This window comes from Variovorax sp. 05L425 (genome assembly GCF_056397705.1).
Genome location: NZ_JBFTNY010000010.1, coordinates 154,580 through 168,341, shown reverse-complemented (window position 1 = coordinate 168,341; position 13,762 = coordinate 154,580). Strand labels below are relative to the sequence as shown.

The following is a 13,762-nucleotide window of genomic DNA, read 5'->3' as shown; positions in this document are numbered from 1 at the left end:
GCCATCAAGGAACAACGGTGATCTTCTTCGTTGTCTCCCAGGCCGCAGAGTGCGTCGGCTCTTCGACGGCCCGGAGCGAGCCGCCTTCGTCGAGCGCGATCGTGAACGTCACGGTCGGCGACGAATAGACCGGATGCAGGTAGGCACGCGCGATCTCCACCGAGTCCTTGTAGAGCGCGATGTAGCGCACGAAATGCTCCTGGAGCGACGGATGCTGTGAATCGGCACCGACGCTGATCGTCACGTTGAACCATTCGCCGCGGCGCACGCTGGCCGGCGCGGTGATCTTGGGTGTGTGCTTGGCGTCGAAGCTTTTGTGAACTTCGCGGAACTCCGGCGTGAATTGCTGGGCCTGCTCTTCCTCCGCGCGCACCCCGAGAGCGCCGAAGCCCATGGCCAGGCCCGTCGCGACGATGGCGAGATGCTGCGCTTTTCGAACGGTCGTCGTCATGAAACCCCCTCGTTTGGATGCTCAGATGTCGGGGAGAAACTGCTTGACCATCGCGAGCAGTTCGCTCGGGCTGTAGGGCTTGGCAAGGTAGCTGGCGGCACCAGCCTGCAGCGCCTTCTCGCGGTCGCCGCTCAAGGCATACGAGGTGATCACGATGATCGGAATGTGGCGCGTCGCCGCCTCGGTGGTGAGCAGCCGCGTGGCGTCGAGCCCGGACAACTTCGGAAGCTGCACGTCCATCAGGATGAGATCGGGCAACTCCTGCTGCGCCAGCGCGACGCCGGTCTCGCCGTCGGCCGCCTCGATCAGCCGACAGGCAGAGCGCTTGAGCAACTGCCGGACGATCTTGCGGTTGTATTCGTTGTCCTCGACGTAGAGGATCTTTCGCTCGGTCATAAGCCAACCTCCGTGCTACGCACTGCGGTATTCGCCTCGGGAGCGGCCCAGCGGCTCATTCATTTCTTTCGCCCGCGCGCAACGGCACGGAAAACAGGAAGGTGGAGCCCTTCCCCAGTTCGCTTTCGACCCAGATGCGCCCGCCGAGCCTCTCGACGAACTTCTTCGAGATGCTGAGCCCGAGCCCCGTGCCGCCGAATTCGCGCGTGATGGTCGTATCGACCTGGCGAAACTCCGTGAAGATGTTGTCGAGGTCGCCCTGCGCGATGCCGATGCCGGTGTCCGAGACGCTGTAGATCAGTTCGTCGCTCTCCAGCTTGACGGCGATGTCGACCCGACCCTGCCGCGTGAACTTCAGTGCATTGCCGGCCAGGTTGGTCAGGCACTGCGCGAGCCGGCCGCTGTCGCCGTAGGCCACGGGCAGATCCTCGGGCACGTGCGCGGTGAAGTCGAGCCCCTTCTCCGCGGCGATGGAGCGCAGGGACGATCGCACGGTATTGACCACATCGCTGACCGCATAGTCGTTGAGCGCCAGTTCCATGCGCCCGGCCTCGATCTTGGACAGGTCGAGCACCTCGTTGATCAGCCGCAGCAGGTTGCGGCCGTTGACCTGGATGTCCGTGAGCGGCTCCTTCAGATCGGGCGGAATGTCGCCGTAGATTCCGTCGATCATCATTTCGCTGAAGCCGAGGATCGCGTTCATCGGCGTGCGCAGTTCGTGGCTCATGTTGGCCAGGAACTCGGACTTGGCCTTGCTCGCGCGCGAGAGCTGCTCATTGAGATCCACGAGCTTCGCGGCCGCCTGCCGCTGGGATTCGTCGAAACGATTCAGTTGCTCGCTCATGTGGTTCATCCGGTCGGCGAGCACTCCGAACTCGTCACGGTTGGGGACCGAGATTCTGCGCCCGAAGTTTCCGGCTGCGACATCGTCCATGAAAACACCCGCCGCGCGCACCGGGAGGATGAAGGACCACGAGATCACGAACCCGCACAGCCACGCGAGCAGCACTGCGGTCACCGCGAAGACGGACGTGAGGATCAGCGATCGGCGGTTGGCCGCGCCGACGCTGTCGCGAAGCTGGGCCATCCGGCTTTGCTCGACCTGGACGAGCTGCCCCATGCGCGACGCGATCTGGTTGTCGAGCACTTCCTCGCGCCGCAGCAGATCGGCGGTGACGTCCCCGAGCTTGCCGTCGCGGATCGCGTTGGCAATGTCGGCCACCACGCCCATGGCGTCGTCCTGCGAAGCGCGGATCTGGTCGATCAGGTCCTTCTGCCCGGCGGCGGCCGTATCCAGCTTGGCCAGCGTTTCGTTGAAGCGGTTGTTCTCGCGCAGGACACGCTCGATGGCGGCCTCGTCCTTCGACAGCAGCGCCAGCGCCGTGAAGTGCATCTGACGGTCCAGCGCATGCTGGCTCTCCTGCGCCCAGCTCACCCGTTCATGCGCCTGGTCGAGCAGACGACTCTGCTCGGTGGTGTTCACGAGGATGAGCAGGCTGGCCACCGCCATCGCGATGAACAGGAGCGTGATGATCAGGAACGCCAGCAGCAGCTTGGTGTGCACGGAGGCACGAACGCGCGCGACCCCTTGCACCAGCCCGGCAAAAGGTGATTGTTTCAACACCCGCGTTACAAGCTGTTCGAGTTTGATGGCGACCCTCCTCGCCGGGCCCCGCAGCCTTGCCTTGTGGATCCACCACGAAGCCGCTACATTTTTTGCCTCGGGAGAATTGACGGTGAGAACCCCCCCACGCATCCTCATCGTCGACGACAACGCGACCAACGTCAAGATTCTGCAGACCCGCCTGGCCAGCGAAGGCTATGAAGTGGTCTCGGCCGCCGACGGACTGGAGGGCCTGCAGGCGGCACGCGAACTCGCCCCCGACCTCATCCTGCTCGACGTGATGATGCCCAAGCTGGACGGCCTGGAGGTTTGCCGCCGCCTGCGCGCGGACCCGGACTTTCCCTTCACGCCGATCATCATGGTGACGGCCATGGCCGACCTGAAGGACGTCATCGCGGGGCTGGAGGCCGGCGGCGACGAGTACCTCACGAAGCCGGTGGACCACGCCGCGCTGGCCGCGCGGGTGCGCTCGATGCTGCGAATCAAGCGGCTGCACGACCAGGTCGAATCGCTGGTGGCAGAGGTGAAAGACTGGAACGCTTCACTCGAGCGCCGCGTCGCGACCCAGGTCAGCGAACTCGAACGCGTCGGCCGGCTGCGACGCTTCTTCTCGCCGCAACTGGCAGACCTCATCGTCAGCGGCGACGCCGAAGACCCTTTGCAAAGCCATCGGCGCGAGATCACCGTGGTGTTCCTGGATCTGCGTGGCTTCACGGCCTTCGCGGAGAGCGCGGAGCCTGAAGACGTCATGGGCGTGCTGCGCCAGTACCACGCGGCGACCGGCGAACTGATCCTCGCGCATGAAGGCACGCTCGAGCGCTTCACGGGCGACGGGATGATGGTGTTCTTCAACGACCCGGTGCCGATTCCCGATGCGGCGGAGCGCGCGGTACGGATGTCGCTGGCCATCCGCGAACGGGTGGGCTCGATCGCCGAAGCGTGGGTGCGTCGCGGCTATTCGCTCGGCCTGGGCATCGGCATCGCCCAAGGATTTGCCACGATCGGCGCCATCGGCTTCGAAGGTCGCTGGGACTACGGTGCGATCGGCACCGTCACCAATCTTGCTGCGAGGCTGTGCGGCGAGGCGGAGGCCAACCAGATCCTGATTTCGCGGAAGGTCTTCGCGCAGCTGGAATCGCTGCTGGAAGTGGAGCCGCCCCAGGCGCTCAGCCTGAAGGGGTTCCAGCGGCCCATTGACTGCTTCAGTGTCCATGGGATGAGGGCGCCCGCGCCCTGAAGGCTGAAGGCCCGCGCGGCTAGCGTCGCAGGAACGCAAGAAGAAGTCGAGTCACTTCCTCGGGTTGTTCCTGCTGGACCCAGTGGCCCGCGCCGCCGACGATGTGGACGCCGGTCAAGTGCGTGCAGACGCTGGCCTCCATCGCCTCGAAGTCGCCAGGCTTCTGGTAGATGCCCCAGTCGCGCCGGCCCGCAATGAAGCACGAGGGCACGTCGATCGTGCGGCCCGACCAGATCTGGAGTTCCGCCGTGTATCGCCCGCCGGTGGCGCAGCGATACCACTGCAATCCGCCCTGGAACCCGGTGCGGGCGTATTCGCCGGCGTATACCGCGAGTTCGTCGTCGGGAAGCCAGCGACAGGCCGCGATCTGCTCGGCCGTCGGCATCTCGGCGGCCACCGTTTCCGCCATGCTCTTGTCCGCTTCCATCACGTAGTAAGTGGGCAGCTTCCCCAATTCGTCGGCGGTGAGCGACTCCAGGCGAAACGGCTTGTTGGCAGGCCAGTCCGCGCTCTTGACGTGGTAGTAGGCCCGCAGGAATGCGTTCAGGCCCTGCGGTGCACGCCCCATATCGCCGTCGGCTTCGGGCGTCGAGTAGTACCACTGGTAGTGCTTGCGCGGCGGCGAAAGCGCGGCAAGTCCGTCGTGGAGCGTGGCGATGCCCGCGAGGCCGGAAGGCGGCGCCGCGGAGGCGGCCGAATCGAAGGGAATCGCAGGCGCGCCGCCGAAGGGCGCGCTCATCAGGACGACCGAACGGAACACGTCGGGCCGTACCAGCGCGCACCACGCGGCCACCGGTGAACCGAAGTCATGGCCGACCACCGCGGCGACGGTGCGATGGCCCACGGCGGCGACCAGGCCCCATGCGTCGCGCACGAGATTGAGCATCCGGAACTCATCGAGATCGGCCTCGAAGCCCTGCTGCCAGCCAGTGGTGCGCCCGTAGCCGCGCTGGTCGGGCGCCACCACGTGAAAGCCGGCCTCGGCAAGCGGCAGCATCACCTTGCGCCAGCTGTAGGCCAGCTCGGGGAAACCGTGGAGCAACAACACGCACGGCCGGTCGGGCGACTCGAAGCCGGCCTCCAGCACGTGCATCGAGAGGCCGTTGCTGTTGTCGACGAAGCGCGAACGGATGCCCGCGGGCAACGGCAAAGGGTCAAGTGTCGATTCGTCGATCATGCCTTTCTCCTTGCAAGCCGCTCCCGGGGCGGAAGCTTGATTGTCAGTGCCGGCGCGCGTTCGCCATGGCCTTGCCCACCTCGTTGGAGCCCTGCGCCGCGCCGCTTTGAGGCACGATCTCGCCATTGCGGTCGGTCACTTCGGCGAGACGTGCGGCAAGCTGCTCCGGCGCATCGGCGTCGAGCCCGATCCAGGTGCCCTGCGTCAGGGTGATGTGCGCAGCTTCGAAGACACCGGCACCCGCGCAAAGGATGGCACGGTTCGGCGCGTCCTGCGAGGCCAGCACCAGCATCGCCGGCACCACGGCTTCGGGCTTGAGCGCGTTGAGGACTTCCTCGGACATCAGGTCTTCGGTCATGCGCGTGGCCGCCGTCGGTGCCAGGCAGTTCACGCGGATGTCGTTCTTGGCGCCTTCGATGCTCAGCGTCTGCATGAGGCCGACCAGCGCGAGCTTGGCGGCGCCGTAGTTGCTCTGGCCAAAATTGCCGTAGAGGCCGGAGGACGAGGTGGTCATCACGATGCGGCCGTATTTCTGCTCGTTCATGAGCGCCCAGACGGCCTTGGTGCAGTGGACGGCGCCCATCAGGTGAACGTCCATGACGAGGCGAAAGTCGGCCAGTTCCATCTTGGCGAAGCTCTTGTCGCGCAGGATGCCGGCGTTGTTCACCAGGATGTCGACGCGGCCCCAGGCATCGACGGCCTGCCGCACCATGGCCTGCACGGCCTCGAAGTCAGTGACGGAGGCGCCATTGGCGATCGCCTCGCCGCCCGCGGCCTTGATCTCGTCGACCACCGCCTGCGCCGCGCTCACCGAGCCGCCGGAGCCGTCGCGCGCGCCGCCCAGGTCGTTGACCAGAACCTTGGCGCCGCGCGCGGCAAGGCCCAGCGCATGCTGGCGGCCCAGGCCGTTGCCCGCGCCGGTGACGATGGCCACGCGGCCCTTGAAATCGAGATTGCTCATTCCGGAATGCTTTCGTAGGAGTCGTTGACGCGACGCTTTTTACCCGAAAAGCAGGCTCGCTCCCGTCCCCGGCGTGCCAGTGCCCTACCCTTTGCGCTCGCCCGGGGCCAGGCGCAGGCCCGCCCCCTCATCCTTCGAAAGCTTGCGAAACGACAACAGCGACAGCAGCGTCATCGCGCCGATCACGCCGAAGGCGGGCAGGAAGTCATCGGTCGTGAGGCGATCCGCAGGGTTGCCGTGGAACCGCGCGGCGAGCGAAACCAGCGTGGCGGCCAGCGTCACGCCCAGGGTCAGCGACAACTGTTGCGCCATGCTGTTGAGCGTCGCGGCATGGCTCATGCGGGGCTTGGGGATCTCCGAGAAGCCGAGCGTCTGCAGTGAGACCATCGCCATGGAATTGACCAGGCCGCCGAACAGCAGCGTGACGAAGATGGCGGCATGCGGCGTGCTCGGGCGGAAGAAGCCGCAGCTGAAATAGAAAAGGCTCGTCAGGCAGGTGGCGCCGATCAGCAGCGTGCGAAAACCAAGGGCGCGGATGGCACGCGCCATCACCGTGCGCGTGGCCAGCGAGCCGATGGCGGTCGCCATCGTCAGACTGCCCGATGTCAGCGGCGAAAGACCGAAGCCCAGTTGAAGCATGAGCGGCAGCAGGAATGGCGATGCGCCGATCGCAATGCGCAGCGGCGTGCCGCCGATCACCGAGGCGCGATAGGTCGGATGCCGGAGGATCCCGAGGTCGATCAGCGGGTGGGACTTGCGTCGGCTGCGCCAGTGATAGGCCAGCACGGCGAACACGCCAACGGCTGCCATCGCCCAGATCGCGGTGGCGGGCAGCAGCGCTTTGCCGCCCATTTCCAGGCTGCCGAGCAAGGCGGTGAGGCCGAGCGCCAGCATGACAAAGCCGTCCGCATCGAACGGCGTGGGCGTGCTGTCCTCCGGCAGATCGTCGATCCACCGCAGCGCGCCGGCGATGGCCAGCAGGCCGAAGGGAATGTTGATGAGGAAGATCCAGCGCCACGAGACCAGCGTGACGATCAACCCGCCGAACAAGGGACCGGCCAGCCGACCGACGGCCGGCGGCACGGTGAACCAGACCATCGCCGAAACCATCTGCTCCGGCGGAACGCTGCGCAACAGGATCAACCGGCCCACCGGCAGCATCATCGCGCCGCCGAGACCCTGCAGCACGCGAAACGCCACCAGTTGCGGCAGCGAGTACGCGGCGCCGCAGAGCGTCGAGCCGAGGGAAAACATGGCCACCGCGGCTATGAAGACGCGCCTGGGACCGATCCGCTCCGAAAGCCAGCCGCTCACCGGAAGAAACACCGCGATGCTCAGCAGATACGAGGTAATCGCGAGATTGAGGTGCAGGACGCTGACATCGAGCGCACGCGCGATGCTGGGCAGCGCGGTCGCCATCACGGAGGTATCGAGGTTCTGGAGGAAAAGCGGCGAGGCGACGATCACCGGAACGATCCGGCGGTAGGAATGGGTCATGAAGGCTGGACGATAGCAGCGTGCCCACCTTTCGGCACGAGGGCTACTTCTTGCTCAGGCGCTCGCAGTAGTCCAGCAGTTGATCGATCTCGGCGGACTTGTCGAAGAAAGCGTCGGCGCCCATGGCTCTGGAGCGCGCTCGCATGTCCGGCGTCGCGTAGTTGCTGAGGACGACGATCTTCTGATGCGCCGAGCGCTTGCGGCACGCATCGACCACGCCGAGACCGTTGCCCTGTGCGAGGAAGAGGTCGACGATGGCGACGTCCCAGTCATCGTGATGCCCTCGCAGCCACGCGACGGCTTCGTCCTCGCCGGTGGCGTGCGCGACCACGACCGCATCGGTGATGTCCTCCAGGAATCCAGCGAGGTTGTCACGGATGATGGGATTGTCTTCAACCAGGTAGGTCTTGAAGGTCATGGAACGATGGCAGTCAGGCTGAATGCAGGGCGTGCGCCCTTGATGCCATCATCTCCAACAATCGTGACGCCCTCGTGAGTCCGGGGGGCCAATCCGGGTAGGCTGGAACCTACCCGGCCGGCGCCTCAGAGTGCCGCGCGCTGGCTCACCGGCCCTGCCGGAGTCTCCGCCCAATGATTCTTGAAGCCCAGGCGGGCCGGCGAGACGTACTGCTCGCGGTAGATCTCGAACGGCATGGTGTCTGCGGCTTCGATGCGTTTCTGCGCGTCGATCGATGTCTGTGTCATGTGCTCGAATTCCGCGCGCTGTTCGGCCGAGAACGGCAGTGCCAGCAAGGTCTCGCGGGTTGTCTCGGACTGCGCGCGCACGAAGGCGACGAAGGAATCGTTGTGCGATTTCATTGCCGCCAGCACGCGCGCCGACGGCAGGATCGCCGGGTCGCTCAGGGCAGCCCCGGCCGCGCGCACGGCTTCGGCATGCTTCGAGCCGCCATGCGCAGCGTCCAGTGCGTCGGCGATCGGCTCGAATTCCCGCAGCAGCTCGGCGCCCCATTCGGTGAGCGCGATCTGCGTGTTGCCACGCTGCAGTTGCAGGCCGGGTTCGCGTCCGCGAGCGGCCGTCAGATGCTGGTTGTGCGCGAGATCGCCGATTTCCTGCTTCGTGTCGGGCGGGCTGTCGGTCAGCAGGCAGTGCAACAGGAACACATCGAGAAAGCGCATGGTTTGCGCATTGATGCCGACCGGCTCGAACGGGTCGAGATCCATCAGGCGCACTTCGACGTATTCGACGCCGCGCTCGCGCAGCGCGTGTAGCGGCCGTTCGCCGGGGTAGATCACGCGCTTGGGGCGGATGGTGCCGTAGAACTCGTTCTCGATCTGCAGCAGGCTCGTGGCGAGCTGGTTGTAGTCGCCGCCGAGGTTGCGAATGCCGATGGCCTCGTAGGCGGGCCACGGGCGCGTCAGCGCATCCTGCAGCGACGCGCCGTAGCCATCGAGGCTGTTGTAGCTCACCGCGAGTGACGCTTGAGCCTCGCTCTGGTAGCCCAGGCGCCCCATCCGCAGCGAGGTGCCGTAAGGCATGTGCACGCTGCCCTCGCCCAGCGGCTGCAGTTCGTGCGGCCGGCCGTCGACGAAGCTCGAGCACAGCGCCGGCGACGCACCGAACAGGTAGAGCAGCAGGAACGCATGACGCCGGAAGTTGCGAATCAGCGCGAAGTACTGCTCGCTCGACACGTMGGGCAGCGACCAGTTGTAGTGAATGCCCGAAATGGTCTGCATGCGCCGGCCATAGCGGTGGCTCAGGCCCATCCGGTAGACGCTCTTGGCGCGACCGACGTTCGAGGCGCCATAGCGCCCGATCGGGATGGTCTCGTCCGTCGGCAGGCCGCAGGGCATGCTGGAGACCCAGAGACGCTCGTCGCCGGCTTCGGCCAGCACGCGGTAGGTGAACTGGTGCACCTGTACGAGTTCTTCGAGCGCGGCTTCGACGTCCTTGTGCGCGCCGGTGATGAGTTCGAGTTGGGATTCGCTGAAATCGGTCGTGATGTGCGGATGCGTGAGCGCGGAGCCCAATGCCGCCGGATGCGGCGTCAGCGCGAGCTTGCCGTCGGGCTGCGCGCGCAGGCTTTCCTTTTCGATCCCCCGCCGCACGCCCCTCAGCCGTGCAGCCGAGAGCGCGTCGAGGCGCTCCTTCAAATTGCTCATATCGATATGGCTCGTCGTTCTTCGTGGGGCTGGAAGGTAGCAGAACCTTGAAAGACGCGCAGGGGGCCTGAAAAGCGGCCTTTCGACTTCAGGCCAGGACGCGCAGCAGGTAGCGGTTGAGGTCGGCGATTTCCTCCATGCAGACGGAATGTTCCATGGGGTATTCGTGCCATTCCACGTCGTAGCCCAGCGCCGAAAGCGCGTCGCGGCTGGCAGCTGCGCGGGCGATGGGGATCACCCCGTCGCGCAGGCCGTGGGCCTGGAAGATCGGCGTTTTCTGGTTGGCCGGATTGCGCTCGGCGGCGACGGTGCCGGCCAGCGGGAGATAGCCCGAGAGGCCGACGATGCCGGCCAGACGCTCCGGATATCGCAAAGCGGTCATGAAGGTCATCGCGCAGCCCTGCGAGAAGCCGGCAACCACGATGCGTTGGAAAGGAACGCCGCGCGTCTTTTCGTTGGCGATCAGCGCTTCGATCGCGGCCTGCGAGCGGCGCAGGCCGGCTTCGTCTTCGGGCTGCCCGGGGCCGAGGATGTCGTACCAGGCGGGCATGCGGTAGCCGCCGTTGATGGTGACCGGCATGACCGGTGCATTCGGGAACACGAAGCGCACCGGACCGACCGCCGAGAGGTCCATCTCGTTGCAGATCGGCACGAAATCATTGCCGTCGGCGCCAAGGCCGTGCATGAGGAGGACGGTGGCCGTCGGATTCGGGCCGGTTTCGATTTCGATGGGAGGAAGTGACATGGCCCCGAAGTTACCGCAGAAATGCCGGCCAGGTTCGTCGCTGCGCGGCGGCGCGCTGGATGCATTCCACGAACTGCTGCGCCGCGGGCCCCAGGCGCTGATCGCGGCGCTTGATCACGCACATGCTGAGTGCCGGCACGTGCTCTTTCACGTCGACGCGCCGTATGCCGTAGCGCTTGAACGACAGGTCGACCAGCGGCTCGACGAAGAGTCCCACCAAGTCCATTTCCCCCACCAATCCCAGCGCAACGGTGACCGATTCGCCAAAGATCACGCGGGCCGGCGGCGTCAGCCCCATCGGAGAAAACAGCGGTGCCACGGACTCGCGGCCCAGTTCGCTTTCGCCGGGCAGCACCCACTCGGCGGCGTGCAGTTCGCGCAGCGAGCGGCAGTGGCGCATGGGATGGCCGGTGCGCATTCCGACGGTCAGTTGCACCTGAAACAACTCGATGGCCTCGAACTCGGCATCGAGCGTCTCCGGCGTCACGTGCGCCACGGCGAAATCGAGGCTGCCGTTGCGCATGCGCGAAAGCATCCAGGTCAGCACGGCTTCGCTGAAGTGCACATCGACCGCCGGCAAGCGCGTGTGGAATTCCTTGAACGCCGACGGGAGCACGGTGATCGCGGCCGACGTGCTCACCGCCACCGAGATCTTGCCGGTCGCGCCGTCGCGGATCTGGGCGATTTCGTCGCGCGCGCGACGCATGTCCGCCAGCAGCAGGCGCGCGCGCGGCGCGAAGGCCTCGCCGTAGGTGGTGAGCTCCACGCCCTTGACGCTGCGCGCGACCAGCGGCGCGCCAACCGCACGCTCCAACTCGCGCACGATCTTTGTCACGGCAGGCTGCGAGATCCCCAGGATCCGGGCGGCGCCGCGAATGCTCATCTGCTCGGCCACCGCCACGAAGGCCAGAAGCTGGTTCGGCTTCATATGAAAACCAAAAGTTATCGTTGAAGCCCAATTATTGTCTTTTCACGATCATCACTGATCCCCTAGCATCGCCGGCGCGATAACCACATCACCACATCACACCTCAACACCCATGACCACCGCTTCAAGCCGCGCACCCATGAGCCGCCCGGCCGCTCCGAAGGCGAATACCGAAGCGCCGCTGCGCGAAGGTACCCCAATGAGCCGGCGCCGGACCATCGTTGCCACCACCATCGGCAATGCACTGGAGTTCTTCGATTTCACCGTGTATGGCTTCCTGGCCCTCGTGATCGGCAAACTCTTCTTTCCCACCTTCAATTCCTACGGCCAACTGCTGCTGACGGTGGCGAGTTTCGGGGTCGGCTTCATCATGCGGCCGCTGGGCGGCATCGTGATCGGCGCCTACGCCGACCGCGCCGGGCGCAAGAAGGCGATGACGCTGACGATCTTCATGATGGCGCTGGGCTGCGCCATGATCGCCTTCGCTCCCACCTACGTGCAGATCGGCGTGGCGGCGCCGCTGCTGATCGTGCTGGCGCGGCTCATCCAGGGCTTCTCGGCCGGCGGCGAGGTCGGCGCGTCCACCACGCTGCTGGTGGAACACGCGACACCGGCCAATCGCGGCTACATGGCGAGCTGGCAGTTCGCGAGCCAAGGCCTGGGCATCCTGCTCGGCGCGGTGGTGGTCGGCGTGCTTTCGGCAACGCTGTCGCCGCAGGCCATGGAAAGCTGGGGCTGGCGCGTGCCTTTCTTCATGGGCATGCTGATCGCGCCGGTCGGGATGTACATCCGCCAGCATCTCGAAGAATCGCTGGACATCGCCGAAGAGCCTGCCAATGCGCCGCCGCGGCGCAGCAGTCTGGCGGAGGTGTGCGGCGAACACGGCAAGACGGTGCTTGCAGCGATCCTGACCGTGATCGGCGGCACTGCGGCGGCCTACGTCATCACCTTCTACATGCCGACGTATGCGATTCGCGAACTGGGAATGGCACCACCGGTGGCGCTCTTCGGCGCCGCACTCACGGGGTTGCTGTCGTTCGGGCTCGCGCCGCTGGTGGGTCGCTGGTCCGATCGTTTCGGGCGAAAGCCGCTGATCGTCTGGAGCCGCGTTGCAGTCGCGGTGCTGATCTACCCCGGCTTCCTGTGGCTCAACGCCTCGCCGACACCGACCGTGCTGTTCATCGTGGTCGGCGTGCTGAGCGCCGCGCTGGCGGTCCAGACCGTGCCCGGCATCACGATGCTGCCCGAGATGTTTCCGAAACGCGTGCGGGCCAGCGGCATGTCGCTGGTCTACAGCGTGGGTGTGGCGCTCTTCGGCGGCTTCTCGCCCTTCATCAGCGCGTGGCTCCTGAACGCCACAGGCAACAAGCTGGCGCCCGCGTGGTACCTGCTGGTGGTTTCGCTGGTGTCGTTGATCGGCTTGCTGTGGATGAAGGACTTCACCGGCAAGGACATCGATGCGGCCGGTGCCCATCAACCTGCCTGATCCACAAGATGCACAAGACCTCTTCTCAAGGACTCACGACGATGTACAACAGTGCTGCCACCCGCCACTTCTCGGGCACCTACGCCGAAGCGCGGCGCAAATTCCTCGATGCTGCCGCACAGCGCGGCGCAACCATCGAATCGTTCGAACTGCCGGAGCATCGCGGCGCGCTCGGCGAGACGCTCGCCACCGACGCGGCCTGGCTCGGCAAGCCCGGCGCCACCAAGCTGCTGATCGTCAGCTCCGGCACGCACGGCCCGGAGGGCTTCTGCGGCTCGGGCTGCCAGGTCGCGACGCTGAACGATGCCGACCTGCTCACGCGCATCGAACAGGCCGGCATCGGCCTGCTGATGGTGCACGCGGTGAATCCGCACGGCTTCTCGCACCTGCACCGCACGAATGAAGACAACATCGACCTGAACCGCAACCACATCGACTTCAACGCGCCGCTTCCGGTGAATGCGGCCTATGCGGACGTCGAGCCCTTCGTGTTGCCGGCCACCTGGCCGCCTACCGCCGCCGACAACGTGGCGATGGCGGCCTACGTCGAGAAGCACGGCATGTGGGCCTTCCGCACGGCCGTCTCGGCGGGGCAGTACACCTCGCCCCATGGCGTGTTCTACGGCGGCACCGCGCCGTCGTGGAGCAACCGCACGATGCGCGGCATCCTGCGCAAGTACGGCGCGTCGGCCACGCACATCGGATGGATCGACGTCCACACAGGCCTCGGCCCCTACGGACATGGCGAGAAGATCTATGCCGGTCGCAACGCCGCCGCGGACCTCGTACAGGCCCGCGCCTGGTGGGGAGCCGATGTGTTCGCGCCTTTCGAGGGCCAGTCGGCCTCGGCGGATGTCTCGGGTCCGGTGGTGTCGACGGTGTACGACGAATGCCCGCAGGCCAGCGCCGCGCTGATGGGACTGGAGTTCGGCACCCTCCCCGACCAGGAAGTCATGACCCGTCTGCGCGCCGATACCTGGCTGCGCCGTCATCCCGAAGCCCCGGCGGAACAGCAGCGCACGATCCGCCAGGAACTGCGCGACGCTTTCTACTGCGACAACGACGAGTGGAAAGGCATGATCCTCGGACAGACGCGCGTGGTGCTCCTGCAGACGGTGCAGGGCCTCAAGGCTGCCTAA

The 13,762-nt window shown here is 65.9% G+C and carries 13 protein-coding genes; 3 read left to right on the top strand and 10 right to left on the bottom strand.

Annotation, left to right across the window (positions count from 1 at the left end):
- Nucleotides 1–4: 4 nt before the first annotated feature.
- Genes AC1DN9_RS13945 through AC1DN9_RS13935 form a run of 3 tightly spaced genes read right to left on the bottom strand, consistent with a single transcriptional unit; the run spans nucleotide 5 to nucleotide 2,468 of the window.
- Nucleotides 5–451, bottom strand: coding sequence for a desulfoferrodoxin family protein (locus AC1DN9_RS13945; protein ID WP_478101053.1), 447 nt, complete (start codon nucleotides 449–451; stop codon nucleotides 5–7).
- Between the two features lie 21 nt (nucleotides 452–472).
- The gene (locus tag AC1DN9_RS13940) at nucleotides 473–847 is read right to left on the bottom strand and encodes a response regulator (RefSeq protein WP_478101051.1); all 375 of its coding nucleotides are present in this window, start codon (nucleotides 845–847) and stop codon (nucleotides 473–475) included.
- Nucleotides 848–902: 55 nt separating this feature from the next.
- Nucleotides 903–2,468 (bottom strand): sensor histidine kinase, encoded by a 1,566-nt coding sequence (locus AC1DN9_RS13935; protein ID WP_478101049.1) that lies wholly within the window; start codon nucleotides 2,466–2,468, stop codon nucleotides 903–905.
- A 115-nt stretch (nucleotides 2,469–2,583) separates the two neighbouring features.
- On the opposite strand from AC1DN9_RS13935, the gene AC1DN9_RS13930 reads away from it, so the two are divergent.
- Nucleotides 2,584–3,708: an adenylate/guanylate cyclase domain-containing protein gene (locus AC1DN9_RS13930; RefSeq protein ID WP_478101047.1), complete on the top strand. Its 1,125-nt coding sequence runs from the start codon at nucleotides 2,584–2,586 to the stop codon at nucleotides 3,706–3,708.
- 19 nt (nucleotides 3,709–3,727) lie between these two features.
- Here AC1DN9_RS13930 and AC1DN9_RS13925 read toward each other — a convergent pair whose 3' ends face one another.
- The 7 genes from AC1DN9_RS13925 to AC1DN9_RS13895 all read right to left on the bottom strand — a co-directional run bounded on the left by AC1DN9_RS13925 (nucleotide 3,728) and on the right by AC1DN9_RS13895 (nucleotide 11,137).
- Nucleotides 3,728–4,885, bottom strand: a complete 1,158-nt coding sequence (locus tag AC1DN9_RS13925; RefSeq protein ID WP_478101045.1) for an alpha/beta fold hydrolase — start codon at nucleotides 4,883–4,885, stop codon at nucleotides 3,728–3,730.
- Between the two features lie 43 nt (nucleotides 4,886–4,928).
- Complete coding sequence (locus AC1DN9_RS13920; RefSeq protein ID WP_478101043.1) at nucleotides 4,929–5,846, bottom strand: SDR family NAD(P)-dependent oxidoreductase; 918 nt, start codon at nucleotides 5,844–5,846, stop codon at nucleotides 4,929–4,931.
- Between the two features lie 84 nt (nucleotides 5,847–5,930).
- Nucleotides 5,931–7,343: an MFS transporter gene (locus AC1DN9_RS13915; RefSeq protein ID WP_478101037.1), complete on the bottom strand. Its 1,413-nt coding sequence runs from the start codon at nucleotides 7,341–7,343 to the stop codon at nucleotides 5,931–5,933.
- A 43-nt stretch (nucleotides 7,344–7,386) separates the two neighbouring features.
- Nucleotides 7,387–7,761, bottom strand: coding sequence for a response regulator (locus tag AC1DN9_RS13910; RefSeq protein ID WP_478101035.1), 375 nt, complete (start codon nucleotides 7,759–7,761; stop codon nucleotides 7,387–7,389).
- A gap of 125 nt (nucleotides 7,762–7,886) precedes the next feature.
- On the bottom strand, nucleotides 7,887–9,464 hold the full coding sequence (gshA, locus tag AC1DN9_RS13905) for a glutamate--cysteine ligase (protein ID WP_478101033.1): 1,578 nt from the start codon (nucleotides 9,462–9,464) through the stop codon (nucleotides 7,887–7,889).
- An 88-nt stretch (nucleotides 9,465–9,552) separates the two neighbouring features.
- Nucleotides 9,553–10,209 carry an alpha/beta hydrolase gene (locus AC1DN9_RS13900; RefSeq protein WP_478101031.1) on the bottom strand — a complete coding sequence of 219 codons (657 nt, stop codon included), beginning with the start codon at nucleotides 10,207–10,209 and terminating at the stop codon, nucleotides 9,553–9,555.
- 10 nt (nucleotides 10,210–10,219) lie between these two features.
- Nucleotides 10,220–11,137 carry a LysR substrate-binding domain-containing protein gene (locus tag AC1DN9_RS13895; RefSeq protein ID WP_478101030.1) on the bottom strand — a complete coding sequence of 306 codons (918 nt, stop codon included), beginning with the start codon at nucleotides 11,135–11,137 and terminating at the stop codon, nucleotides 10,220–10,222.
- Between the two features lie 199 nt (nucleotides 11,138–11,336).
- Between AC1DN9_RS13895 and AC1DN9_RS13890 the strand changes: the two genes are divergently transcribed.
- Together AC1DN9_RS13890 and AC1DN9_RS13885 are read left to right on the top strand one after the other, a co-directional pair.
- A complete protein-coding gene (locus AC1DN9_RS13890; RefSeq protein ID WP_478101132.1) occupies nucleotides 11,337–12,623 on the top strand; it encodes an MFS transporter in 1,287 nt (428 codons plus the stop codon).
- Between the two features lie 41 nt (nucleotides 12,624–12,664).
- Nucleotides 12,665–13,762: a M14 family metallopeptidase gene (locus AC1DN9_RS13885; protein ID WP_478101029.1), complete on the top strand. Its 1,098-nt coding sequence runs from the start codon at nucleotides 12,665–12,667 to the stop codon at nucleotides 13,760–13,762.

What these genes read in the sequence shown, in the direction of transcription:
- AC1DN9_RS13925 (WP_478101045.1), bottom strand. Translation starts at nt 4,885, where the DNA reads ATGATCGACGAATCGACACTTGACCCTTTGCCGTTGCCCGCGGGCATC.
- AC1DN9_RS13910 (WP_478101035.1), bottom strand. Translation starts at nt 7,761, where the DNA reads ATGACCTTCAAGACCTACCTGGTTGAAGACAATCCCATCATCCGTGAC.
- AC1DN9_RS13920 (WP_478101043.1), bottom strand. Translation starts at nt 5,846, where the DNA reads ATGAGCAATCTCGATTTCAAGGGCCGCGTGGCCATCGTCACCGGCGCG.
- AC1DN9_RS13945 (WP_478101053.1), bottom strand. Translation starts at nt 451, where the DNA reads ATGACGACGACCGTTCGAAAAGCGCAGCATCTCGCCATCGTCGCGACG.
- AC1DN9_RS13915 (WP_478101037.1), bottom strand. Translation starts at nt 7,343, where the DNA reads ATGACCCATTCCTACCGCCGGATCGTTCCGGTGATCGTCGCCTCGCCG.
- AC1DN9_RS13940 (WP_478101051.1), bottom strand. Translation starts at nt 847, where the DNA reads ATGACCGAGCGAAAGATCCTCTACGTCGAGGACAACGAATACAACCGC.
- AC1DN9_RS13900 (WP_478101031.1), bottom strand. Translation starts at nt 10,209, where the DNA reads ATGTCACTTCCTCCCATCGAAATCGAAACCGGCCCGAATCCGACGGCC.
- AC1DN9_RS13885 (WP_478101029.1), top strand. Translation starts at nt 12,665, where the DNA reads ATGTACAACAGTGCTGCCACCCGCCACTTCTCGGGCACCTACGCCGAA.
- AC1DN9_RS13895 (WP_478101030.1), bottom strand. Translation starts at nt 11,137, where the DNA reads ATGAAGCCGAACCAGCTTCTGGCCTTCGTGGCGGTGGCCGAGCAGATG.
- AC1DN9_RS13890 (WP_478101132.1), top strand. Translation starts at nt 11,337, where the DNA reads ATGAGCCGGCGCCGGACCATCGTTGCCACCACCATCGGCAATGCACTG.